This is a genomic window from Caballeronia sp. ATUFL_F2_KS9A (genome assembly GCF_023630765.1).
Lineage (GTDB): Bacteria > Pseudomonadota > Gammaproteobacteria > Burkholderiales > Burkholderiaceae > Caballeronia > Caballeronia zhejiangensis.
Map to the genome: position 1 here is coordinate 53956 of NZ_JALQEK010000022.1, position 24375 is coordinate 78330.

Below are 24375 nucleotides of genomic sequence, written 5' to 3' on the forward strand. Positions count from 1 at the left end.
AGCCCGCGCCGCACGCCGCGCATGTGACCATGCCGCCGACCGCCCCGCCCGCTAGAGCTCAACCCATTGTACTTGAGCGACTCCATGCGAATCCTTCTGATCGAAGACGACCGCCCCATCGCGCGCGGCATTCAAAGCAGCCTCGAACAATCCGGCTTCACGGTCGACATGGTGCACGACGGCATCTTCGCCGAACAGGCGCTCGCGCAGAACCGCCACGAGCTCGTCATTCTCGATCTCGGCCTGCCCGGCATCGACGGCATGACGCTGCTTTCGCGTTTCCGCCAGGGCAATCGTCACACGCCGGTGATCATCCTCACCGCGCGCGATGAACTGCACGACCGCGTGCAAGGCCTGAACAGCGGCGCCGACGACTACATGCTGAAGCCGTTCGAGCCGCAGGAACTCGAAGCGCGTATCCGCGCGGTGATGCGACGCAGCGGCCCGCACGGCGACGTGCCACGCCCCGAAGTGTCGCTCGGCGGCTTGCGCCTATCGGGCGTCGATCGCCGCATCTTCAACGACGAGCGTCCGCTCGAACTCTCGCCGCGCGAATTCGCCGTGCTCGAAATGCTGTTGCTGCGTCACGGCCGCGTCGTGAGCAAGGCGCAGTTGCAGGATCATCTGACGCACTTCGGCGGCGATCTCGGCGATACGGCCATCGAAGTGTATGTGCATCGCGTGCGCAAGAAACTCGAGAACACGCGCGTGGAAATCGTGACGGTGCGCGGCTTCGGCTATCTGCTTCAGGAGATCCGGCAAGCGGCGTAACGCTTCTGCCGTAAAACGCCTTGCGATTTCCCACTCGCCGCGCGGGCGACCAGCGTTTCGCCCGCGAAGACTGGCTCGATCTGGCGCGGTCGAAAGCCGCCGAGACGCCGGCGCCGCCGAGTCTGCGGCGCACGCTCCTGCGCCGCCTCGCCGCGCCGCTGTCCCTGCTCGCGCTGATGTCCGGCCTCATGGCCTACTGGCTCGCGTGGCAATACACGCAGCACGTCGTCGACCGCTCGCTCGCGGATCTCGCGACGGCCATCTCCAAGCAGATCCAGCTCGCCGGCGTCGATGCGCCCGTCACCGTGCCGCCGCTCGCGCAGGCGATGTTCTCGGATCCCGTCGAGCAACTCATCTACCGCATCAGCACGGGCGATGAGGAAATCGCCGGGGAACCCGATCTGCCGCTCACCGGCACCAACGTGCGGCGCATTCACTACGCGTACGTCTTCGAGACGCACTTCGAGGGCGTCTCCGTGCGCGCGGCGCAAGTGCGCGTGCCGCAGCCGACGGGCAATCCGATCGTCGTCGAAGTGGCGCAACGCGTGGGTTCGCGATATCGGATCGCGGTCGAATTTCTCATCGCGATCATGATGCCACTGCTGTTGCTGCTGCTCGCCGGATGGGTGATCGTGTGGCGCGTCGTGAATCAGCAGTTGAACCCGCTCACCGATCTCGCCGACGCGCTCAATCAGCAGACGCACATCTCGCTCGAACCTGTCGACGAGACTTACGTGCCGAGCGAAATCCGCCCGCTCACGAGCGCGATGAACGGCCTGCTCGTGCGCCTGCAAAGCGCGCTCGATGCGCAACGCAAGTTCATCGCCGACGCCGCGCATCAACTGCGCACGCCGCTGACGGCGGTCAAGCTGCACGCCGAGCAGGCGCTCAGTTCGCGCGATCCCGCGAAGGCCGTCGAAGCGGTGAAGGAGTTGCGCGCATCGGCGGATCGCGCGGTGCGGCTGTCGAATCAATTGCTTTCGCTCGCGCGCGCCGAGCCGGGCGAACAGGCGGCGCGCTTTTCCGATTTCGATCTGGCCGCGCTCGCGTTCGAAACCGGCGCGGAATGGGTGCCGCGCGCCCTCGCCGCACACGTCGATCTCGGTTTTCAGCGCCTCGACGATCCCGAGAACGAACATCCGCTGATCGTGCGCGGCAATGTCGTGCTCGCGCGTGAGGTGCTCGCGAATCTGATCGACAACGCGCTCAAGTACATTCCGCCGTTTCGCATCGAAGGCGCGCGCATCACGATGTCGGTCACGGAATGGAGCGACGCGAACGGCCGGCGCTTCGGCGAAGTCGTCGTGGAAGACAACGGACCAGGCGTGCCGCCGGATCAGCAAGGCGATCTCTTCAAGCGCTTTTTCCGCGGCGACGGGCAAAACGTCGAAGGCGGCGCGGGCCTCGGACTCGCGATCGTTCACGACATCATGGTGCTGCACGGCGGCACCGTGCATTACGAAGATGCGCCCGAAGGCGGCGCGCGCTTCATCGTGCGCATGCCGCTGAAGGAAGACAAACCGGCGGCGGAATAAAAAAGAGCCACGGGTTTCGGTCCGTGGCTCTGTCCGGTCTTAAGCGCGGCTTACTTCTTCTTTTTCGCCTTCTCTTCTTTCAGCGCGAGCATCGTGCCGCGGCATTTCTTCGCGCCGCATCGGCATTCGTATTCTTTCTTGAGCTTCTTGGTGATGCGGCCGTCGATGACGAGACCGTAGTCGTAATTCAGCTCTTCATCCGCCTCGATGTCGCGCAGCGCGTGGATGAACACGCGCCCTTCGACTTCCTCGGCCTCGCAATTCGGCGCGCACGAATGATTGATGTACTTCGCGCTGTTGCCTTCGATCTTGCCGTCGATCACGCGGCCATCGTCGAGTGCGAAGTAGAACGTGTGATTCGGCTCGTCGGGATTGTGCGGATGGCGGCGCAGCGCTTCCTTCCACGAAATGCGCTCGCCCTTGTACTCCATCACCTTCTCGCCGGCGGCGATCGGCTTCACGGCAAACACGCCTTTACCGTGCACGCCGGAGCGGCGAACGGTGACCCTGCGTGAACTCATCGAACGAATCCTTAAATAACGCTTCGCTCCCGCGCGATCGGGGATGAACATCGGGACAAAAAAAACGCGGTGGCTTCGATGCCGCCGCGTTCGCTCGTTGAACGCTCGCGTCCAACACACCGGTATCCTACACTCCCGGCGCGCGTCTGCTCAACCGTCCGGGCGATGCGCGCAACGTTTCAGCGCTGGCCGATTGTGATCTCGCCAAAGAGGTTCTTCTGGTCGCGCGGCTGCGAGCGCCAGTACTGCGGCGGCGCCGTGACGGTCGCGCCGAGCTCGGCGGCGGCGTGCCACGGCCAGCGTGGATCGTAGAGCATCGCGCGCGCCATCGCGACGTAGTCCGCCTTGCCGCTCGCCACGATTTCTTCTGCTTCCTTCGCCTCCGTAATCAGTCCGACGGCGACAGTGTTCACGCCCGTCGCTTCCTTCACGGCCTGCGCGAACGGCACCTGATAGCCCGACGACAACGGAATCTTCTGCAACGGCGAAACGCCGCCCGACGATACATCGACCCAGTCGACGCCGCGCTTCTTCAACTCCGCTGCGAACGCGATCGTGTCTTCGATGCTCCAACCGCCTTCGACCCAGTCGGTCGCCGAAACGCGCACGCCGACGGGTTTGTCGGCCGGGAACGCGGCGCGCACGGCATCGAAGATTTCGAGCGGATAGCGCATGCGGTTTTCGAGCGAGCCGCCGTATTCGTCGGTGCGCTGATTGGCAATCGGCGACAGAAACTGATGCAACAGATAACCATGCGCGCAATGCACTTCGATGCCGTCGATGCCGAGGCGCGCAGCCCGCTTCGCCGACGCGACGAACGCTTCCTTCACGCGGAGGAGACCGGCGGCGTCGAGCGCGAGCGGCGGCGTTTCTTCGGGCTTATGCGGAACGGACGACGGCGCGTAGGTCATCCACCCGCCATCGGCGACGGAAACCAGCGCTCCCCCTTCCCACGGCTTGCGGCTCGATGCCTTGCGGCCCGCGTGAGACAACTGCATCGTCACCGCGATCTTCGAATACTGGCGGATGGTGGCGAGCACGGGACGCAGCGCGGCTTCGGTGACATCGTCCCAGAGACCGAGATCGCCCGCCGTGATGCGTCCGTCCGGCTCGACGGCCGTCGCCTCGATGAACAGCATGCCCGCGCCCGACAACGCGAGCTGGCCGAGATGGATCATGTGCCATGCCGTGGCCTCGCCGCGCTCGGCGGAGTACTGGCACATCGGCGATACGAAGATGCGGTTCGGAAGTTCGAGACCGCGTAGGGTCGTGGGTGTGAACAACGCGCTCATGGCGGTGACTCGTCGATGGAAATGAAGCGATCGAGAATAGCACCGCCCTTCACGACACGCAGAAACGCCGATGGCTCATACCATCACACGTTCAGCGCGCATCCACGGTGAAGCGATCGAGCCACTCGCCGAACATCGCGCGGGCGGCGCGTTCGAGCTTCGCGCCGTGACGCGCGGTTTCCTCGCGCAACGCGGCGACCGTCGTGCCACTTTTCGCGACATCGCCCGGATAGGCGACGAGCCAGCTCTCGAAGCGCTCGACGAGCACTTCCGGATGACACTGCAGCGCGAGCACGTGCTCGCCCCAGGTGAACGCCTGATGCGCACACATATGTGTCGATGCGAGCAGCGTCGCGTCTTTGGGGAGATCGAAGGTATCGCCGTGCCAGTGAAAGACGGGCACGGACGCGCCGTCGGCTTCGAGATGCCGCAGCGCGGACGCGCGTCCCGCGTCGGTCAGCGTGAGCGGCGACCAGCCGAGCTCCAGCTTCCCCGACGGATACACCCGCGCGCCGAGCGCACGCGCGATCAGTTGCGAGCCGAGACAGATGCCGATGGTCGGCAAGCCCGCCGCAATGCGCTTTTCGAGCATCGAAAGCAGCGGCGCGAGATGCGGATAGTGCGCGTCTTCAAAAGCCCCGATCGGACCGCCGAGAACGACGAGCAAGGAAGGATCGAGCGGATTGGGCGCCTCGATGGGCCCGCGCCCGACGTCCAGATACCGCACCGGCAGGCCGCGATCGCCGAGCACGAGTTCGAGGCTGCCCAGATCTTCGAAATAGACGTGGCGAATCGCCAGGACTTCATGTTTCATCGGCGGCTTTCCGTAGGTCGAGCGCGTGTGGCCCGGAACGAAGTTGTGACGAGCCGCGCCTCGCGGTGAGGCGCGACGGGCACAGTCTAACCGACTCGCCGCGGCCCCACAGCGCCGGATGACGCCGAATGGCTTGTACGCCGTCCGCCCGGATCAGGCGACCTGGGCGAAGACCTTCCAGCTTTTCTTCTGCGTGGCGACGTCGGCTTCTTCGTATACCGAACAGTCGAGACGCAGATCGGTGTCCGCCATGTCGATCTGAAGAAGCGAGCAGTGATGCGGCGTCTTCTTCGGGTTCTTGCTTGCTTCGAAGTGCGAGCAGGACAGACACATGCGGTGCGCCGGAATCTGCTGTTGCGATTCGAGCTGACGGATGGTCTTGAGCAGCGTGCGGTAGAACGCAACTTGCTCGTCCTCGCGCAGCGTGCCGACCGCCTTCGCGAGGAAGTCCGGCCATTGCAGCGCCTTCTTCGCGGCCGTGCGGCCACGCGCGGTCAGACGGACCGCGAGCGCGCGGCCATCGTCGAGCGCGCGGCGCTTTTCGACGAGACCCTTGCCTTCGAGCGTGCTCACCGCATCGCTCGTCGTGGCGGCGGTCAACGCCGTTTCACGCGCGATCTCGCCGAGGCGCATCGGCCCCTTGCGCTGCATCAGCAGAACGAGAATTTCACCCTGGGTCGGCGTCAGCCCCGCGCCTTCCGCCCATTCCCATGCCTGGCTGCGCATCGCGGTGCTCAGCCTCAGCAGGCCGTGGGTCACCCGCCCCGTCGCCTGCTCTCCGTAAACGCCTTCACTCATAGTCTTTCGCTTGTTGTTCCGCTTATGTGTTTGACGGCACGTTCGCGCCGACCGCCGCGAACACCTCGTCCGAAACGCCGTCCGCAGAAGAGTACTCCGAACCCCTTGCGAACTGCACTTCGTTCTCGGTCCCCGCCGTCTCAAAATTCAGGCGTGCCAAGCCAATTAGCGGTGCCTGATTGGGGACATTGCAACCCTCTTCGTTTTGCGCCTTCTTATGGTCCTGCTCGTGGCGCTGTTTTCCTGCCGACTATAACGCTACGCCAGCAAAGTCGCCATTCTAAGCGACCTAGAACAAACGTACACCTTAATTATCCACGCAGAACTGTGGATAACCCGTGGAAAAACGTCTTCTTTGTTTGTGGACGTATTCTTGATAACACTGCCGGCGCGTCGCACGCCCTTCGGTTGTCCAGAATTTCGTATCGCGACGAGCGCATGATCCACATGGTTATCATCGCGCTAGCACGTTGACTCTGAACCTCTTTTTGACGTTTTCCACAGCGACGCGCGGGGCTTGTTAACTACTATTACGGATGTATACGGATTCTTCGAAGTAAACCTTAGCGACGTCGAATCGGTTCTTTTTCAAACGTTGCCGTGAGCGCGTTATTCCCGTTGCTCGTCAAGCACATGTTTCATTCGGCTCAAAAACAAAGGCCGCTTCGGAATAGTTCGAAGCGGCCTTTCGTCATGATTCGCTGAATTGCATCAGCGTAAGCGTAAGCGCTGCGTTATCGACGCCATTGCAGACATTGCTGTCTGACTGCCTCGTGCAGCGACTTCTCCTTGTCGACCACGCCGCGCAGCCACGTCGCGTCGTTCACGCCGCGCGCGATGTCCGCGACTTCCGCGAGCGCGGCCTGCGAGCCGAGCGCTTCGGCGTGCGGCGCGAGCACGTCGAGCGTTGCCAGAATGTCCTCGCCGATGGTCTGCCGCTCGCCCGTCTGCGGATGGATGCAGGTGCCTTCCAGCCCGAAGCGACACGCCTCGAAACGGTTGAACGTGTAGACCAGATAGTCGTCCTCCCGCGGCGTCAGCGGCTTGTCCAGCAGCAGATAGCGCGAGAGCGTCTGGATGTAGCAGGCGATCGCCGCGGCACGGTCGACGGACAGCGGCGTGTCCATCACGCGCACTTCGATCGTGCCGAAGCCGGGCTTCGGCCGGATGTCCCAGTAGAAGTCCTTCATGCTATTGACGACGCCCGTGTTGACCATCTTCGAGAAATATTCCTCGAAGCCGTCCCAGGTCAGCACGAAGGGCGCGCGTCCCGACAGCGGAAAAGCGAATACCGAGTTCAGACGCGCCGAGTGAAAGCCCGTATCGACGCCCTGAATGTAAGGCGACGACGCCGAAAGCGCGATGAAATGCGGGATGTAGCGCGACATCGCATGCAGCAGGAAGAGCGCGCTGTTCGGATCGGGACAGCCGATATGTACGTGCTGCCCGAACACCGTGAACTGTTTGGCAAGGTATCCGTACAGCTCGGAAATGTACTGAAAGCGCGGCGCGTCATAGATCTGGCGATCGCTCCATTGCTGGAACGCATGCGTGCCGCCGCCCGCAAGCCCGACGTTCAGCTGGTCCGCCGCGGCGACGAGCACGTCGCGGATCTTGCGCAGATCCGTCACGGCCTGCTCGTGCGTCGTGCAGATGCCGGTCGACAGCTCGATCATGCTTTCGGTGATTTCGGGCGTGATGTTGCCCGGAATCTTTTCGTCCTTGATGAGACGCATGAGGTCCGACGCGGCGCGCGTCAGATCGTAGTCATGCGTGTTGACGACCTGGATCTCCAGCTCGACGCCGAACGTGAACGGTTCGGAGTTGATGAAAGGTTCGAGTGCCATGGCGCCTCTTGAATGAACAATGCTTGAAGAGTACGGGCGCTTACTCGCGCCGCTCGCCCACCGCCGACAGGCTACGGTACACGACGAAAGGCGAGACGATCTGCAACACGACGATCGAGCACATGACGATCGCGCGCAACGTCGGGTCGTAGTCCGGATAGAGCACGTACATGTCGTCGACGAGCAGATACGCGAGCGCGGACATCGGCGTGAGCGCGACGCCGAGCGCCGCGCCCTGCTTCCAGTTGAGGCCGCTCGGTTTCGCGAAAATCAGCACGCCGACCAGCTTGCCGACGAAACGCGCAACGATCAGCCCGACCGCCGCAACGCCGCCGAGCGCGATGTCGCGCCAGTGAAACGATGTCAGCGTCAGCGCGAACAGGATCACGGTGAGCAGCCATCCGGCGGAACCGAAATGCGACGGCCACAGTTGCGGGCGTTCATCGGCGTTCTTCACGATGATGCCCGCGGCGAGCAGCGCGAGAATCGTCGACAGCTTGAAGATGTGCGCGATCGCGATCGCCAGCAGCACGAGCCCGAAGAGCGCGACGAACGAATGCTCGTCGTTCGCGGGCAGGCGCCGCACGAGCATGTTGCACGCGCGCGCGAGCAGGAACGCGAGCACGAGCGAACCGATCAGCAGATAAAGCGGCTGCAGGATCGTCGCAAACGCATTGCCGTAGATTTCCTGATGCAGCACGCCGGCCGCGAGCTTCTCGACGACCACCGCGTACATGCTGTTCAGCGCCGTCAGCGTCAGGAGGCGCTGCGTGACCTGGCCTTCCGCGCGCAATTCGGTCTTCAACTGGATGACCATCGCGGGCGACGTGGCCATCGCGATGGATGCGATCACGACCGAAGGCATCGTCGGCACGTTGAGGAGCGTCAGCGCGATCAGCACGAGGCCGAACGTGAGCGTCGATTCGGCGATGCTCGACAGAATCAGATACGGATTGCGGCGAATCCAGCGCAAGTCGAGCCGTCCGCCCAGTTCGAAGAGCAAGAGCCCGAGCGCGACATCGAGCAGCGGCCGCGACAGTCCGCCCGCGCTCGCGTCGATGACGCCGAGGCCCGCGTTGCCGGCAATCAGCCCGATCACCGCGAAACCCGTGATGCGCGGCAAGCGCCACGCGCGCCACAGCAACTCGCCGGCGAGGCCCGCCGTGACGAGCGCGAGGCCGGCCCAGAGAATCGCGTCGGGTTCGAGCGGCCAGGCGGGCAAAAATGAAAATGCCGAATTCATCGTATGGGATTCTCCTTCGGTGCTGCAGCAGAGCGTGCACGTTCCGTTGCGTGACTCGCATCGGCGGCGCGCGCTCGCGGACGAGGCGCATCCGCCCGGCTACGCGAGCGTTGGTTCATTCAGGCGAATCGAAATGCGAACGAACACGGCGTCACGGCGGAACCGTGCACGAATTAGACGACGCGTCCGGCTGACCACGAGACGCCTTGCATGCCCTCAATGTCGCACCGGACATCTCCGATCCGTGTGACATGAGTGGCGCATGCGGCGCCCGCTCGGATGCCGGGCCGAACGCAGCAAACGACGGTTGCGGCTTCGTTGATCAGATTCTTGGCTCGCAACCATCGTTCCATTGAAGCGGACGCCATCTTGGAGAGGGCGCAACGCAGGAAGAAGCGCGATTGTGCCATACCTCGCGTCGCCCGGCAGAAAGTCCAAGCTCATGATTCTTATGAAGTAAAAGCGACTGCCAGGCTCGACGCGAATGGCAAACCTGACCGGCTACCGGCTTGCCCGGCGATCGGACTTCCACGTTTACGGCCGGCCGATGAACTCGCCGTCAGGTGTTTACAGGTTTACTGTATATAAACGTAGTAGTGGTTAACAAAGCAACGCCTTTTCTGTGGATAACATGGGTTTTGTCTTTTTATTCAATCATTTGGAGAAAGCAGAAGCGGGCCGTAAACATGTTGGCGCCGCGCGGTGAACGCGGAACAACTTTTGGCCGCGTAAACCGGACGCCTCAGTTGTCCCGTTTACGTGCACAACGCGTTCACACGACTTTCACACGCAATTCGACGGCTTATCCACAACTTGCCGGGGATATCTCGCCGTGCCTCAACGCCTTTAGCAAAAAGCGGGCTGGATCGATGGCTTCGGCCAGTTCGCGCTCGATGGGCCAGGGTTCACCTTCGACGAGCGAAGCGATCAGTTCGGCCGCGAGCGTCGCCCAGACGAGTCCGCGCGAGCCGAACGCAAACGCGCCATAGAGACCCGGGATGCGCGGCAGATCGAGCGGCCACGCGCCCGACAGTTCACGCGCATTGCGGCGCGCGGCGTGTTCGTCGGCGAGCTGGCCGATCATCGGCATGCGGTCGCTCGTCACGCAGCGAAACGCGACGCGACCCGCGCGTACTGTGCCCGGCATCAGCGCGAGGTCCGGCAACATGCCCGCCACGCGCCCGATGTTCTCCCGATGTCCGGCCTCGCGGATCGCGCGATCGGGATCGTCGATGTCATACGTCGCGCCGACGAGCGTGCCGCCCGCGCCGAGCGGCACCGCGTAGCCTTCGCCGATCACCGGCATGCGCAGAGGATCGAGCGCGCAGCTATCGAGCACGGTGAGTTGGCCGCGCACGCTGCGCGTCGGTTCGCCGTACAGGCCAGCGAGCCGCGCCGCATCGTGCGCATTCGCAAGCACGATGACCGGCGCGCTCGCGATCTCACCGCCGCTCGCGTCGAACGCGCGCCAGATGCGGCCATCGTGTTCGATGCGCGTCACTTCGGTATTCATGCGCGCCGTGATCCGCGCCGAAGCGTCATCGATTTGCGCCGCGCACACGGCCGCGGGCGCGATCGCACCGCCGCGTGGAAAGAACCAGCCGCCGCGCGCGACATCGACGCCCGCGATGCGCGATGCATCCGCGCGCGTCATAGCCTGCACGTAGTCGGATGGATACGCGAATCGCGCGATGGCGGCGGCGAGCGCATCGGCGTCGTCGGCCGTATCGGCGATCTGAAGCAGACCCGCGCCGCTGCGATGCAACTCGTGATTCGCGTCTTCCAGCGCGCGCCATCGGCGTAACGCGTAGAGAAATGCCGCGCGCGTGAGGCGTGCGGCGACGCTGTCGTCGCGCCAGACGATCGGATGAAACACGCCCGCCGGATTGCCCGATGCATCGCGCGCGGAGACCGCATGACGATCGATCAGCGTGATGTGCCAGCCGCGCGCGGCGAGCCGCGAACTCACCGCGCAGCCCGCGAGCCCCGCGCCGATGACGATGGCTTCGCGCGAGCTCGCGTCGCAACGCAGCGGCGGTTCATGACGACGCACACGCCAGCGCGGTGCGAAACACGCAACGAGCGGCGCATCCGTTGCGTCGGGCGAGCAGTCGAAACCCGACGATGCCAGCGCGCGCCGCAACGTCGGACGATGCGCCGGAGAGGCGTTCGCGCAAACCGTCGCGCCGTCGCCGGCAAAGCGCGCGAGCGTCTTGCACAGCTTGCGCGGATCGTCCGGCGCATCGAGATGAAACGCGTCGGCGCGCAGCCAGAGTTTCGCGAGCATCTCGTGGACGTCATCGCCGATGGCGAGCGTCAGCACGACGCGCCCATCATCGAACTCGAGGCGATGCACGCCCGGCACGCGCACCGGCCAGGCGCGCGCGAGTTCGGCGGCGAGCGGCGATGGATCGTCGGCCGAAGGCGGTTCGTTCAGCGCATTCGGCTGCGCGATAGCGACGACATGCAGCCGCTCGCAACGCGCTTCGTCGTCGCGCCAGCGTTGCCAGAGCGGAAGGAAGGCGCTGAACGTCGTATCGACGAAAGTGAAGATGCGTTCATGCCGCCAGCGCACGGGCAGATCGTGCGGCGCGAAAAGCAGGGATTCGGTCATGCGAAAGATTGGGAAACATCAAGCCGAAGATGACTTGGCGATGGCCGGCGCCATGCCGTTCGCGGCGTCTTCGATCATCAGCGGTTCGAGCGCGTAGCCCGCCGCGCGCCATGCTTCGAGGCCGCCGAGCAGCGGCGCGACATCGGTGAAGCCGTGCGCCGTCAGCTCTTTGGCGGCGAGCGCGGCCGATACTTCGCTCGGGCAATCGCAGTAGGTCACGAGCTTGCGATCGCGCGATATGCCGGCGAGTTGCGATGCGGCGTCGTCGTGCAAGAGCAGCGCGCCGGGAATCGCGAACGGATCCATCGCGCGACGTTCGCGTCGGCGCACGTCGATGACGAGCGGCGGCGGCTCGCCTTCTAGCAGCGTGCGGAGCATTGCTATATCGATGCGCGCCATGCGCAGCCTGCGCAACAGCGACACGCGCTGCCACCAGCGCACGGCGAGATAAAGCGCGAGCGCGATGACCGCGATCGCGATCACGCCGCCTCCGAACAGGTCGAGCCAGGCGAGCACGCTATCGACGAGATCGGCGAACATCGCGCCGAACGCGACGCCGATGCCGGACCACAAGAGCGCGCCGAGCGCGTCATAGAGAAGGAAGCTGCCGATGCCGATACCGGTCGCGCCCGCGACGGGAATAGCCAACGTCGACAAGCCGGGAATGAACTTCGAGACCGCGAGAATGCGTACGCCGAAGCGGCCGAAGAAGTCGAGGCTGCGGTTCACGCAGGTATCGCGCGAGATCGAAAGCTTGCACATGAAGGCGAGCACGCGGCTGCCGTAGCGGCGCCCGAGCCAGAACCAGAGCGCATCGCCGATGAGCGCCGCGATGCTGGCCGTGGCCACGATGGCCGCGAGCGCCTCCCACACCGCCGATGGAAAGCTCGTTGCAAGCCCCGAACCCGACGCCGAAGCGAAGCTCGCGGAGACCGCGATCGCTCCCGTCAAAACCAATGTGGGCAAGGCTGGGAGCGGCAAGCCGAGGCACTCGAGCAGAACGTTGGCAAAAACCAACGGCAGGCCGTATTCGATGATCAGCTCGCGTAGCATGGTTCGCGCCCTGGTGTTCTACGCCCAAAAAAGCGGCCGGGAGCCTCAAAAATATAAGGGTAAATCTTTGAAACCCTTATCCTGATTGGGTTTGCGCTGCGCTATCATACCAAGCGCCGCGTATAGAGGCGGCGCGAAGGCGACGAAGTGAAGCAATGCCGGTGAGATGCCGCGCAAGAACGCCGAATCGTCGGGGAGGCACGCCAGAAGGCCGTCCCTACTCGACTGCACGGTTTGCGCACGTATAATCGGCGCGTTCGCGCTGTTCGTGTCAACCTAAACTGATAAAGGAACCTTAATGAACAAACAGGAACTGATCGACGCCGTAGCCGCGCAGACCGGCGCCAGCAAGGCTCAAACCGGCGAAACGCTGGACACGTTGCTCGAAGTGATCAAGAAGGCTGTCTCGAAAGGTGACGCAGTGCAGTTGATCGGCTTCGGCAGCTTCGGCTCGGGAAAGCGCGCAGCGCGCACCGGCCGCAATCCGAAGACCGGCGAGTCCATCAAGATTCCGGCCGCGAAGACGGTCAAGTTTACGGCTGGCAAGGCATTCAAGGACGCAGTGAACAAGCGGTAAGCATCTTGCCGATTGTGCGGCTACTCGAAGTAGCCAGATGTACATGACCCGCCCTTCGGCGGGTTTTTTTTCGTCCGGCATCAATGCCGATGATCGTCGCAATCGCAGTCGGGACCGTGGTCGTGGTCGTGCTCATGATCGTGGTCCTCGACTTCCCACGCGGGGAACGGATCGGCGAAGCTTCGCCAGGCGTCGGGACCGCGCGCCCATTCGTCGTCGGTGAGCAGACATGCGTCGAAGCGGTCTTGCCAGACGGCAGGATCGAGATTCAATCCGATCAGCACCAGCTCCTGCCGGCGATCGCCGATGCTGTTGTCATCCGGATCGCCATACCATTCCGCGACGATTTCGGCTTCGAGCTCGGGATCGTCAGTCGGCCATTCGCTGCGATCCTGCGCGGCCCACCATAGTCCCGCCGGTCCATGCCGGACCGTTCCGCCCGCTTGCGACAGCGAGCCGCCTACATCGCTTCGCGTCGCGAGCCAGAAGAAGCCCTTCGCGCGCAGCACGTCGGGCCATTCCTGATGCAACAGATTCCACAGACGCTCGGGATGAAACGGCCGGCGCGCGCGATACACGAAATGGCCCACGCCGAACGCATCGGGTTCGTCGGCCGACGGATGTTCGCCGTTCAGGATCGCGAGCCAGCCGGGCGCGCTCGCGGTCGCATCGAAATCGAAACGGCCGGTGTTCAGCACGTCGCCGATGGGAACGTCGCCCGATTGCGCCCGGACCTGGAGCGCGCGCGGATTGAGACCATGCAGGATGCGCGCGACCTTTTCGATTTCATCCGCGCTGGCGAGATCGATCTTGTTGATGACGATGACATCGCAGAATTCAATCTGTTCGATGAGCGTCTCGACGACCGTCCGATCGTCTTCGTCGTCATGGCCTTCCGGCGACAGACCGCGCTCGGCGAGCGAATCCGCGGACGCGTAATCGCGCAGGAAACTCGCGGCATCGATCACGGTGACGAATGTGTCGAGATGCGCGTGGCCCGCGAGCGTCGCGTCGTCGTCGTCGCCGAACGCGAGATGCTCGGCGATGGTCATCGGCTCGGCGATGCCCGACGTTTCGACGACGATCGCATCGAAGCGCTGCTGCTCCGCGATCCAGCTGATCGCGCTTTCGAGCGCTTGCATCGACCGGCTGCCGAGTGTCAGAAGCAGGCAGCCGTTGGGCAGTTCGGTGGTTTCGCGATCGGCGCCGGAAGCGGCTTTGCTGCACGTCACGGCGCCGATGCGCACGCCTGCGGCGTTCGCGAGCAAGGCATCGACGAGCGTGGTCTTACCCGCGCCGGTGAATCCCGATAGCACGGTAATGGGCAATGGCATCTGATTCATCGCAATGTAGCGTGACAGGGAACGGAGCGCACGAGCGCGAACCCGCGCTGCCGGTCGGGCGGCGCGGGCGATCGAATAGGGGATTTTGCATCAAATGCACGCCGTGCGCGGCGCACATGCGGAAAAGCGCGGGCGAAGGTCAGCGCGTAGCCTGAAGCAGCTTCCAGCGACGCAGGATCTCGATGATCTGCGCCGAGTACTTGTCGCGCAGCGCAGGTGTTTCGGAATGGTAAGCACCGACCGCCTGCCACGAATTGCCATACTTGTTCATCTTCTGACGCAGATGCCACGCGGCCACATAGACGCTCTTGCACGGCTCCATCAGCGTGCCGCTCGAGATGCCGTACTGGGCGAGCGTGTTGAGATGGATCGAGTTGATCTGCATCAGCCCGTAATCGGTCGAACCATTCGCGTTCTTGTTGATGGCGTCGGGCTTGTTGTGCGATTCCTGCCACGCGATCGCGCGCAGGATGAGCGGATTGACCTTCTGATACTTCGCCGCTTCGTCGAAGCAGTCTGCGTGCGCGGCCGCGGCCGCCATGAGCGGCCCGCATATCGCCAGTGATCGCAATATTCTCTTCATCTTCCTTCTGCTCCATCCGCGCACGCGGAACGTCATGCCGCCGTTGCGGCGCCTTGGCGCCAACGCCAACAAATCAACGTCCGCGGCCGGGCGTGCATGGGGAAAACCCACCCTTTCTGTAACCGCCCGGAATGCGGAACCGACCGTATCATACCGGCTGACGAATCCGCCCAAAAGTTGGCTATCAGACATACGCCCGTTTCGCCCTCCGAAACCCGCATGCGCGCGAGGCGCACCGGCCTATTGATCGGACTTGTTCTAAATGTCTGAATAATAAGACTTCTGGACGTTGTACAATTCGGCTCCCGCGTACATCGGCCGAGTCTCGGAATCGTTCAGATACGGTCTATCGGCAAGTTATTCGAAAGCTTGAGAGCGCTGGATTTTGTATCGCACGTGGCAGCCTAGGGCAACGTGATCCGGAACGAATTGGCACAATTCCGTTACACAAAGCTGCTATCGTCATATTTTTTAAAATAACCGCGAGGGGTCGGGCCCGCCCGTTCCACACCGCGGTTGGCGGCGCTCTCGGCTGACGAGCGGGGCTGCCTCAGCCGGCTCCGAAGACCCGGCTCTGACATCAAACCCATGAGAAGACAACCTATGGCACTGCGTCGTCTGGCGACGGCAATGCTGGCGGCGGGACTTATCGTCGCCCAAGCCGCGCACGCGCAGGTGACGTTGAATTTCGTCAACGCGGATATCGACCAGGTCGCGAAAGCGATCGGCGCCGCTACCGGCAAAACGATCATCGTCGATCCCCGCGTCAAGGGGCAACTCAATCTGGTTTCGGAGAATTCGGTTCCCGAGGACCAAGCGCTGAAGACGCTCCAGTCGTCGCTGCGCATGCAGGGCTTCGCGCTCGTGCAGGATCACGGCGTCCTGAAGGTCGTGCCCGAAGCCGACGCCAAGCTGCAGGGCGTGCCCACGTATGTCGGCAATGCGCCGGCGGCGCGCGGCGATCAGGTGATCACGCAGGTCTTTCAGTTGCACAACGAATCGGCGAACAACCTTCTGCCGGTGCTGCGTCCGCTGATCTCGCCGAACAACACGATCGCGGCGTATCCGGCGAACAACACGCTCGTCGTCACCGATTACGCGGACAACGTGCGCCGCATCGCGGGCATCATCGCGGGCGTCGATACGGCGGCGGGCCGCTCCGTCGACATCGTCACGCTGAAGAACGCGAATGCGATCGACGTCGCCGAGCAGATGAACAAGCTGCTCGATCCCGGCGCGATCGGCAGCACGGACGCGACGCTGAAAGTCACCGTCACGCCCGATGCCCGCACCAACTCGCTGATGTTCCGCGCATCGAGCAGCTCGCGCCTCGCCGCGGCGAAGCAACTGGCGCAGAAGCTCGACGCGCCCACGACCCAGCCCGGCAACATGCACGTCGTGGCGCTGCGCAACGCCGACGCGACGCGTCTCGCCAAGACGCTGCGAGGCATGCTCGGCAAGGGCAACAACAGCTCGGACAACACGTCGAACACCAGCTCGAACACGTTCGGTCAGAGCGGCGGCGGTCTCGGCAATTCGTCGATGTCCACCGGAACGTCCGGCACGCCGCCGCTGCCGGGCGGACTCAGCGGCAGTTCGGGCAGCGGCAGCAATCCGATGTCGGGCGGCACCGGCAACAAGGACTCGAGTTTCTCGTCGAATAAGGACAACGATTCCGGCAACGACCAGGGCGGCGGCATGATCCAGGCCGATGCCGCGACGAATTCGCTGATCATCACCGCGGCGGATCCGGTTTATCGGAACCTGCGCACCGTGATCGACCAGCTCGACGCGCGCCGCGCGCAGGTGTACATCGAAGCGCTGATTGTCGAACTTTCCGCGACGAGCGGTTCGAATCTCGGCATTCAGTGGCAGGGCGCGCTGCTTTCCAACAGCGGCAACAACGCGCTCTACGGCAGCTCGAGCTTCGGCGCCGGCAATACGAACATCGTCGATCTGACCTTGCAGGGCAACGCGATCGCGCAGAATCCGTCGTCCCTCACGTCGACGTCCGGCCTGCTCGCGCAAGGCTTGAACATCGGCCTTTTGCACCGCTTCGGCAATCTCTTCGGTCTCGGCGGACTCTTGCAGGCGCTGTCGACATCGGCGGATGCGAACATCCTCTCGACGCCTAACCTCATCACGCTCGACAACGAGGAAGCGAAGATCGTCGTCGGCCAGAACGTGCCGGTCGTGACGGGTTCGTACGCGACGCCGACCGCCAACGCCGCCACGTCGGTCACGGCGTTCAACACGTTCGACCGCCGCGACGTCGGCGTGACCCTGCACGTCAAGCCGCAGATCACCGACGGCGGCGTGCTCAAGATGCAGATCTATCAGGAAGATTCGAGCGTCGATTCCACGACGAAGAACGATCCGGGCGGCGTGACGATCAACACGCGCTCGGTGCAGTCGACGATTCTCGCGGACGACGGCGAAATCGTCGTGCTCGGCGGTTTGATGCAGGATCAGTACAACAACAACAACAGCAAGATTCCGCTGCTCGGCGACATTCCGTTCATCGGCAGCCTGTTCCGCAGCGAAGGCAAGACGCGCACGAAGACCAACCTGATGGTGTTCCTGCGTCCGGTGATCGTGCGGGACCAGGCGACGGCCACGCAGATCGCCAACACGCGTTACGACTATCTGCGTCAGCAGCAATACGGCTCGACGACGGATAACCGCATCATCAAGGATCAGAACGTGCCGGTCATGCCGCCGAAACCGCTCGGTCCTTCCGAAGGCGGTGGACCGCCGGCCCAAAATCTGCTGGACTGGAGCGATACGACGCGCGGTCCCGGCCCGAGCACGACGCTGCCGCAGAATCCGGATGCCGGCCCCGCGCCGCAACCGACGCAGACCGCGCCGCAATCGACGCTGCCGCCGCAAAGCACGTATCCGGCGTCGTCGAACGGCGCGACGAACGCGATTCCGGCCAATGGCGCGACCAACGCCATGCCGGGCAATGCCGCAACGGGAGTCCATCCGTGAGCACGGTCAACGATGCAGTCGAGAGCGCGAGCACCGCGGCGTCGCCGCTGGCGGCCCGGCTCGTGCCTTACGGCTTTGCGCGCAGCGGGCAGATTCTGCTCGCGCATCAGCACGCGGACAGCATCGAAGTCTGGATAAGCGAGCGCACGACCGACGCGGCGCTCGCGGAAGTCGCGCGTAATTTCGGCGCGCTGTCGATCATCCGCAAGCCCGCCGACGAGCTCGCCGCGGCAATCAACTCGGCCTACGCGCGCAACGACGGCAGCGCCGCGCAGGTCGTCGGCGAAGTGGAAGGCGAAGTCGATCTGTCGCGCCTGATGCAGGACATTCCGGAAGTCGAAGACTTGCTGGAATCGGAAGACGACGCGCCGATCATCCGCATGATCAACGCGCTGCTCACGCAGGCGGCGCGCGAACAGGCATCGGATATTCACATCGAGCCGTTCGAGAACGCGTCGGTCGTGCGCTTTCGCGTCGACGGCACGCTGCGCGACGTCGTGCGGCCGAAGAAGGCGCTGCACGGCGCGCTGATCTCGCGTATCAAGATCATGGCGCAGCTCGATATCGCCGAAAAACGTTTGCCGCAGGACGGGCGCATCACGTTGCGTGTCGGCGGCCGTCCGGTCGATGTGCGCGTGTCCACGCTGCCGACCGGCCACGGCGAGCGCGCGGTGCTGCGTCTCCTGGAAAAGGACGCGCAGCGCCTGAATCTCGAAACGCTCGGCATGGCGCGCGACACGCTCGTCCAGTTCGACAAGCTGATCGGCCGCCCGCACGGCATCGTGCTCGTGACCGGCCCGACCGGCTCCGGCAAGACGACCACGCTGTACGCGTCGATGTCGCGCCTCGAGACGACGACCACCAACATCATGACGGTGGAAGATCCGATCGAATACGACCTGTCGGGCATCGGCCAGACGCAGGTGAACGAACGCATCGGCATGACGTTCGCGCGCGCGTTGCGGTCGATTTTGCGTCAGGATCCGGACATCATCATGATCGGTGAAATCCGCGATCTCGAGACCGCGCAGATCGCGGTGCAGGCTTCGCTCACCGGCCACCTCGTGCTCGCCACTTTGCACACGAACGATGCCGCTTCCGCCGTCACGCGTCTCACCGACATGGGCGTGGAGCCGTATCTGCTCGCGTCGTCGCTGCTCGGCGTTCTGGCGCAGCGGCTCGTGCGCCAGCTCTGTCCGGTGTGCAAGGAAGAGCGCGTCGAGGAAGACGGCACGAAGCATTACCATCCGGTCGGCTGCGACCGATGCGGCCAGTCGGGTTACGTCGGCCGTCGCGGTGTCTATGAGCTGCTGCTGATCGACGACGCGATCCGCCCGCTGATCCATCGCAATGCGGCCGATGCCGAGATTCTCGAGGCGGGCCGCAAGCAAGGCATGCGCACGCTGCGCGAGGACGGCGATCGCTGGCTCGCGGCCGGCGTGACGTCGCTGGAAGAAGTGTTGCGCGTGACGGGCGGAGAATAAGCAGATGCCGGCATTCCGTTTCGAGGCGATCGATCACGCGGGCAAGACGCAAAAAGGCGTGCTCGATGCCGACAGCGCCCGCGCCGCGCGCAGCCAGTTGCGCACGCAAGGGCTGACACCGCTCGTCGTCGAGGCGGCGGGCTCGCGCACGCGCGGCGAGCGCCAGCAGCGCCTGTCGCTCGGGCGGCGGCTGTCGCAGCGTGAACAGGCGATTCTCACGCGTCAGCTCGCGAGTCTTCTGATCGCGGGCTTGCCGCTCGGCGAGACGCTCGCGGTGCTGACCGAGCAATCCGAGCGCGATTACATCCGCGAACTGATGGCCGCGATCCGCGCCGAAGTGCTCGGCGGCCATTCGTTCGCCAACGCGCTCGCGCAGCATCCGAAGGACTTTCCGGAGATTTACCGCGCGCTCGTCGCGGCGGGCGAGCATACCGGCAAGCTCGGCCTCGTGCTGTCGCGTCTCGCGGACTACATCGAACAGCGTAATGCGCTGAAGCAGAAGATCATTCTGGCGTTCACGTATCCGGGCATCGTGACGATCATTGCGTTCGGCATCGTCACGTTCCTGCTGAGTTACGTCGTGCCGCAGGTCGTGAACGTGTTCGCGAGCACGAAGCAGGCGCTGCCCTTCCTGACCGTCATGATGATGGCGCTCTCCGCCTTCGTCCGAAGTTACTGGTGGGCCGTGCTGATCGGCGTCGTGATTTTCGCGTGGCTCGTGAAGACGATTCTCGCGCGGCCCGGGCCGCGCATGTCGTTCGACCGCTGGCTGCTGGGCGCGCCGCTCATCGGCAAGCTGGTGCGCGGCTACAACACCGTGCGCTTCGCCAGCACGCTCGCGATCCTCACCGCCGCCGGCGTGCCGATCCTGCGCGCGCTGCAGGCCGCGGGCGAAACGCTCAGCAACACGGCGATGCGCGAGAACGTCGACGACGCCATCGTGCGCGTGCGCGAAGGCTCGTCGCTGTCGCGCGCGCTCGGCAACACGAAGACGTTTCCGCCGGTGCTGGTTCACCTGATCCGCTCGGGCGAAGCGACCGGCGACGTCACCACGATGCTCGACCGCGCTTCCGAAGGCGAAGCGCGCGAACTCGAACGCCGCACGATGTTCCTCACGAGCCTGCTCGAACCGCTGCTTATCCTTGCGATGGGCGGCGTCGTGCTCGTGATCGTGCTCGCGGTGATGCTGCCGATCATCGAACTGAATAATCTGGTGCAGTGATGAACGCCCTTCAAACTCGCTTACTGACGCTCGCCGCGCTCGCGCTCTTTTGCGTGACGGTGACGTATTGGGTCGTCACGCTGACTTCGCGGCAAACCGCGCCGCTGCCCGCCGCGGCGGCGACGCGCCAGCCGTCGGTCGAGCAGGCTGCGACCATTTTCGGCGGACGGCTGGAGCGTCAGGCCAATTCGGACGTGCATCTGTTCGGCATTCTCGCGCTGCAGGGCGGCGCGGCGGCCATCGTGAGCTACGGCGGCGAGGCGGCGAAAGCCGTGTCGCTGGGCGGTCCGCTCACGCAAGGCGTGAAGCTTTCGGAAGTGCGCGCGCGCTCGATCATCATCGAGCGCAACGGCGTCAAGTCGGAGATTTTCCTGCCGCAGAATCCGCCCGGCCCGACGATCTGGGTGCGTTGAGCGCGACGCGATGCCTCGCTTGCGGCCGAATCACGCGACGAAAGCGGATCGATAGAATGACCGGCGGCTTCGGCAAGGCGGAAAGCCGCGCGATTTTTGTAATCACCGGGCAAGACCCGGAAACAATATTTTCAATTCAAGAGGTAGCAGTCATGCAATTGTGGACCCAACGCCGCATGCGAATTCAACAAGCTCAGGCGCAAGGACGCCGCCAGCGCGGCTTCACGCTGATCGAAATCATGGTCGTGATCGCGATTCTCGGCATTCTCGCCGCGCTGATCGTGCCGAAGATCATGAGCCGCCCGGACGAGGCGCGCCGCGTCGCCGCGAAGCAGGACATCGGCACCATCATGCAGGCGATGAAGCTGTATCGCCTCGATAACGGCCGTTATCCGACGCAAGAGCAAGGCCTGCGCGCGCTGATCGAAAAGCCGACGACCGAGCCGGTGCCGAACAACTGGAAAGACGGCGGCTATCTCGAGCGCCTGCCGGCCGATCCGTGGGGCGGCCAGTATCAATATCTGAATCCGGGCGTGCACGGCGAAGTCGACGTGTTCAGCTACGGCGCGGACAACAAGGCCGGCGGCGAAGGCAACGATGCCGACGTCGGCTCCTGGCAGTAAATCGGCGGCTTGAATCGTGAACGGGCATTCGGCGGCGCGGCGTCAGGCAGGCTTCACGCTGCTCGAAATGCTCGTCGTGCTGGTGATCGCGGGCCTGCTCGTGTCGCTCGCGTCGCTGCAACTCACCCGCAACCCGCGCACCGATCTGAAGGAAGAAGCGCAGCGTCTCGCGCTGCTGTTCGAATCGGCGGGCGACGAAGCGCAGGTGCGCGCGCGGCCGATCGCGTGGCAGCCCATCGACGGCGGGTATCGCTTCGACGTCCGCACCGAGGACGGCTGGCGTCCGTTGCGCGACGAACTCCTGCGTCAGCGGCGCTGGGAAGGCGGCGTGACCGGCGTATCCATCCAGTTCCTCGATTCGGACAAAACGGCGGGCCGGCTCGTGTTCGGCACGGAGGCCATCGACTCGCCCATGGAAATCACCTTGTTCTCGGCGGTAGGCCGCGTGACGATCGTCGGCAGCGGCAACGGCCGCTATCAGGTGCAGTGATGCGCCAGCGTCGTCATCAACGCGGCTTCACGATGATCGAAGTGCTCGTCGCGCTGGCGATCATCGCGGTGGCGCTCGCCGCCTCGGTGCGCGCGGTCGGCTCGCTCGCGACGGGCGAAGCGGAGCTGCATCGGCGGCTGCTCGCGGGCTGGAGCGCGGACAACGAACTCGCGCAGCTCAGGCTCTCGCATCAGTTTCCGGCGATCGGCTCGCGCACGTTCGACTGCTCGCAGGGCAATCTGAAACTCTCGTGCACGCAGCGCGTGAGCCAGACGCCCAATCCGATTTTCCGGCGCGTCGAGATGCTGGTCACGACGCCGGGCCGCTCCGGCTATCTGGCGCAAATGGTCACGGTGGTGGCGAATGAAACGAACCGCTCGCTCTGACCGCCGCACCAGTCAGCGCGGTTTCACGCTGCTGGAAATGCTGATCGCCATCGCGATTCTCGCGGTGCTCGCGGTGCTGTCGTGGCGCGGGCTCGATTCGGTGATTCGCGGCCGTGCGACCATCGAGAACGCGATGCAGGACGAGCGCATCGTCGCGCAATTGTTCGACCAGATGCGTATCGACGCGCGCCAGGCCGCAACCGACGACGAAGCCGGCCAGCCCGCCGTGCAGATCGGCAATGGCTCGCTGCAGATCGTGCGCGGCGTCTTCGCGCCCGGTACGGCGCCGCGTCTGCAAGTGGTGCGCTACAGGCTGTCGAACGGGCGGATCGTGCGCTATGCATCGCCGCCGCTGTCGAATGTCGGCGAAGTGCGGCGCGCGTTGCAGTCGGGCGATTCGGGCGACGGCTGGACATCGATTCCGCTGATGGGCGGCGTGGCGTCGCTCGCGACGCGCGTCTACATTCCGGAAAAAGGCTGGACGACGCGCATGGGCGACGTGTTCGCGCAGATCAACCAGAACGACAACAACCTGAAAGTGCCGCAACTGGGCAACGCGCCGCTGGCGCGCGCCGTGTCGGGCGTTCAGGTCGCGGTCGGCGCGCGCACGCTGGCGACGCCGATCACGCGCGTCTTTCTGGTCGGAGAATGAACATGCGCGCTCCGAACCGGAAGAAGCAGCGCGGCGTCGCGATCATCAGCGCGCTCCTCGTCGTATCGCTCACGGCGATTCTCGTCTCGGGCATGCTGTGGCGTCAGCAGGTGCAGATTCGGCGCATCGAGAATCAGCGGCTGCTCGCGCAGGCGCAATGGATTTCGCGCAGCGCGCTCGACTGGACGCGTCTCATCCTGCGCTCGGAAGCCGATACTTCGCCGACGGTCACGTATCTCGGCGGCGTGTGGGGCGTGCCGATCGCGCGGACGAAGCTGTCGGATTTTCTCGGGCAGATCGGTGAAGTGCGCGCGCAGCAAGGCGCGTCGACGTATCTGTCCGGCTCGATCGAGGACGCGCAGGCGAAATTCAACCTGCGCAATCTGGTGTCGACGCCGACGCCCGGCGTGCTGACGATCAACGTCGCGCAGATTCAGGCGTTTCAGCGGCTGCTGACGATGCTCGGCATCAACGGTTCGCTCGCGAAGACGGTCGCGCTGCAGATGCGCGCCGGCCTCGCGCGCTCCGCAACGCGCTTCCAGACGCAAACGGGCAACAGCGCGACCACGGCGAGCGGCCAGAACAACGAATCGACGACGCTCGCGGCGATCGCGCAGGGCGGCGGCGCGGCCGGCGGCGGCAATTTCACCGACGATCCCGGCCTGAAGGACGCGGACAGCAACGCGCCGGTCGCGCCCTTGCAGATGATCACCGTCGATTCGCTGCTCGACGTGCCGGGTTTTTCCGCGGAAGCGGTCGCGAAGCTGAGGCCGTTCGTCACCGTGCTGCCGACGACGACCGCCGTGAACATGAACACCGCGCCCGCCGAAGTGATCGCCGCGCTGATCCCGGGCATGAATCTGTCGCAGGGACAAGCGTTCGTCGCGCGCCGCGAGACGGTGTTCTTTCACGACATCGGCAACGTGCAACTCGCGCTGACCGGCGCGGGCGTCAAGACGGTCTCGATCGATTCGAACGAGATGGACGTCACGACGAAGTATTTCGTGATCCACGGGCGCGTCGAACACGAGCGCGCGCAACTGGAGCGCACGACGCTCGTGTATCGCGATCCGACGACGCATACGACGCGCATCGTCTACACGCGTGATTCGCTGTAGAACCG

At 64.3% G+C, this 24375-nt stretch carries 22 protein-coding genes; 12 read left to right on the plus strand and 10 right to left on the minus strand.

What is annotated here, in order from left to right:
* The first annotated feature begins 84 nt into the window (after window positions 1-84).
* Both NCS67_RS12980 and NCS67_RS12985 read left to right on the plus strand, forming a co-directional pair.
* Window positions 85-771 (plus strand): response regulator transcription factor, encoded by a 687-nt coding sequence (locus NCS67_RS12980; protein ID WP_008352418.1) that lies wholly within the window; start codon window positions 85-87, stop codon window positions 769-771.
* An 80-nt stretch (window positions 772-851) separates the two neighbouring features.
* Window positions 852-2306, plus strand: a complete 1455-nt coding sequence (locus NCS67_RS12985; RefSeq protein WP_175979872.1) for a sensor histidine kinase — start codon at window positions 852-854, stop codon at window positions 2304-2306.
* Window positions 2307-2356: 50 nt separating this feature from the next.
* Here the strand turns inward: NCS67_RS12985 and NCS67_RS12990 are convergent, their stop codons facing one another.
* From NCS67_RS12990 to NCS67_RS13025, 8 genes are all read right to left on the minus strand, one after another.
* Window positions 2357-2878, minus strand: a complete 522-nt coding sequence (locus NCS67_RS12990) for an SET domain-containing protein (protein WP_075583516.1) — start codon at window positions 2876-2878, stop codon at window positions 2357-2359.
* A 128-nt stretch (window positions 2879-3006) separates the two neighbouring features.
* The gene (locus tag NCS67_RS12995; RefSeq protein ID WP_250435357.1) at window positions 3007-4119 is read right to left on the minus strand and encodes an NADH:flavin oxidoreductase/NADH oxidase; all 1113 of its coding nucleotides are present in this window, start codon (window positions 4117-4119) and stop codon (window positions 3007-3009) included.
* Window positions 4120-4210: 91 nt separating this feature from the next.
* The gene (locus NCS67_RS13000; RefSeq protein ID WP_250435358.1) at window positions 4211-4933 is read right to left on the minus strand and encodes a glutamine amidotransferase; all 723 of its coding nucleotides are present in this window, start codon (window positions 4931-4933) and stop codon (window positions 4211-4213) included.
* Between the two features lie 153 nt (window positions 4934-5086).
* Window positions 5087-5731 (minus strand): MarR family winged helix-turn-helix transcriptional regulator, encoded by a 645-nt coding sequence (locus tag NCS67_RS13005; protein ID WP_008352413.1) that lies wholly within the window; start codon window positions 5729-5731, stop codon window positions 5087-5089.
* A gap of 734 nt (window positions 5732-6465) precedes the next feature.
* Entirely contained in the window at window positions 6466-7578 is a 1113-nt protein-coding gene (locus tag NCS67_RS13010; protein ID WP_008352412.1) for a YbdK family carboxylate-amine ligase, read from the minus strand.
* Window positions 7579-7618: 40 nt separating this feature from the next.
* Window positions 7619-8821: a cation:proton antiporter gene (locus NCS67_RS13015; RefSeq protein WP_008352411.1), complete on the minus strand. Its 1203-nt coding sequence runs from the start codon at window positions 8819-8821 to the stop codon at window positions 7619-7621.
* 802 nt (window positions 8822-9623) lie between these two features.
* Complete coding sequence (gene mnmC / locus NCS67_RS13020; protein ID WP_250435359.1) at window positions 9624-11435, minus strand: bifunctional tRNA (5-methylaminomethyl-2-thiouridine)(34)-methyltransferase MnmC2/FAD-dependent 5-carboxymethylaminomethyl-2-thiouridine(34) oxidoreductase MnmC1; 1812 nt, start codon at window positions 11433-11435, stop codon at window positions 9624-9626.
* Between the two features lie 18 nt (window positions 11436-11453).
* Window positions 11454-12488: a VTT domain-containing protein gene (locus NCS67_RS13025; protein WP_250435361.1), complete on the minus strand. Its 1035-nt coding sequence runs from the start codon at window positions 12486-12488 to the stop codon at window positions 11454-11456.
* 298 nt (window positions 12489-12786) lie between these two features.
* On the opposite strand from NCS67_RS13025, the gene NCS67_RS13030 reads away from it, so the two are divergent.
* Window positions 12787-13065 carry an HU family DNA-binding protein gene (locus tag NCS67_RS13030; RefSeq protein WP_008352404.1) on the plus strand — a complete coding sequence of 93 codons (279 nt, stop codon included), beginning with the start codon at window positions 12787-12789 and terminating at the stop codon, window positions 13063-13065.
* An 80-nt stretch (window positions 13066-13145) separates the two neighbouring features.
* Here NCS67_RS13030 and NCS67_RS13035 read toward each other — a convergent pair whose 3' ends face one another.
* Window positions 13146-14408, minus strand: a complete 1263-nt coding sequence (locus NCS67_RS13035; RefSeq protein ID WP_250435363.1) for a GTP-binding protein — start codon at window positions 14406-14408, stop codon at window positions 13146-13148.
* A gap of 139 nt (window positions 14409-14547) precedes the next feature.
* A complete protein-coding gene (locus NCS67_RS13040) occupies window positions 14548-14991 on the minus strand; it encodes a lytic transglycosylase domain-containing protein (protein ID WP_033536472.1) in 444 nt (147 codons plus the stop codon).
* Between the two features lie 603 nt (window positions 14992-15594).
* Here NCS67_RS13040 and gspD point away from each other — a divergent pair.
* From gspD to gspK, 9 genes are all read left to right on the plus strand, one after another.
* Window positions 15595-17982 (plus strand): type II secretion system secretin GspD, encoded by a 2388-nt coding sequence (gene gspD / locus NCS67_RS13045; RefSeq protein WP_250435365.1) that lies wholly within the window; start codon window positions 15595-15597, stop codon window positions 17980-17982.
* Complete coding sequence (gene gspE / locus NCS67_RS13050; protein ID WP_008352395.1) at window positions 17979-19466, plus strand: type II secretion system ATPase GspE; 1488 nt, start codon at window positions 17979-17981, stop codon at window positions 19464-19466. The genes gspD and gspE overlap by 4 nt, the downstream gene beginning before the upstream one ends.
* A gap of 4 nt (window positions 19467-19470) precedes the next feature.
* Window positions 19471-20688, plus strand: a complete 1218-nt coding sequence (gspF, locus tag NCS67_RS13055; protein WP_008352392.1) for a type II secretion system inner membrane protein GspF — start codon at window positions 19471-19473, stop codon at window positions 20686-20688.
* A complete protein-coding gene (locus NCS67_RS13060) occupies window positions 20688-21101 on the plus strand; it encodes a general secretion pathway protein GspC (RefSeq protein WP_175979674.1) in 414 nt (137 codons plus the stop codon). Before gspF ends, NCS67_RS13060 begins: the two co-directional genes overlap by 1 nt.
* A 152-nt stretch (window positions 21102-21253) precedes the next feature.
* Window positions 21254-21724 (plus strand): type II secretion system major pseudopilin GspG, encoded by a 471-nt coding sequence (gene gspG / locus NCS67_RS13065; RefSeq protein WP_008352390.1) that lies wholly within the window; start codon window positions 21254-21256, stop codon window positions 21722-21724.
* A 16-nt stretch (window positions 21725-21740) separates the two neighbouring features.
* Window positions 21741-22214 carry a GspH/FimT family pseudopilin gene (locus tag NCS67_RS13070; protein WP_239294372.1) on the plus strand — a complete coding sequence of 158 codons (474 nt, stop codon included), beginning with the start codon at window positions 21741-21743 and terminating at the stop codon, window positions 22212-22214.
* Complete coding sequence (gene gspI, locus NCS67_RS13075) at window positions 22214-22600, plus strand: type II secretion system minor pseudopilin GspI (protein ID WP_008352388.1); 387 nt, start codon at window positions 22214-22216, stop codon at window positions 22598-22600. Before NCS67_RS13070 ends, gspI begins: the two co-directional genes overlap by 1 nt.
* Window positions 22578-23252, plus strand: a complete 675-nt coding sequence (locus NCS67_RS13080; protein WP_239294371.1) for a PulJ/GspJ family protein — start codon at window positions 22578-22580, stop codon at window positions 23250-23252. The genes gspI and NCS67_RS13080 overlap by 23 nt, the downstream gene beginning before the upstream one ends.
* On the plus strand, window positions 23249-24370 hold the full coding sequence (gene gspK / locus NCS67_RS13085; RefSeq protein ID WP_250435367.1) for a type II secretion system minor pseudopilin GspK: 1122 nt from the start codon (window positions 23249-23251) through the stop codon (window positions 24368-24370). Before NCS67_RS13080 ends, gspK begins: the two co-directional genes overlap by 4 nt.
* The last annotated feature ends 5 nt before the right edge of the window (window positions 24371-24375 follow it).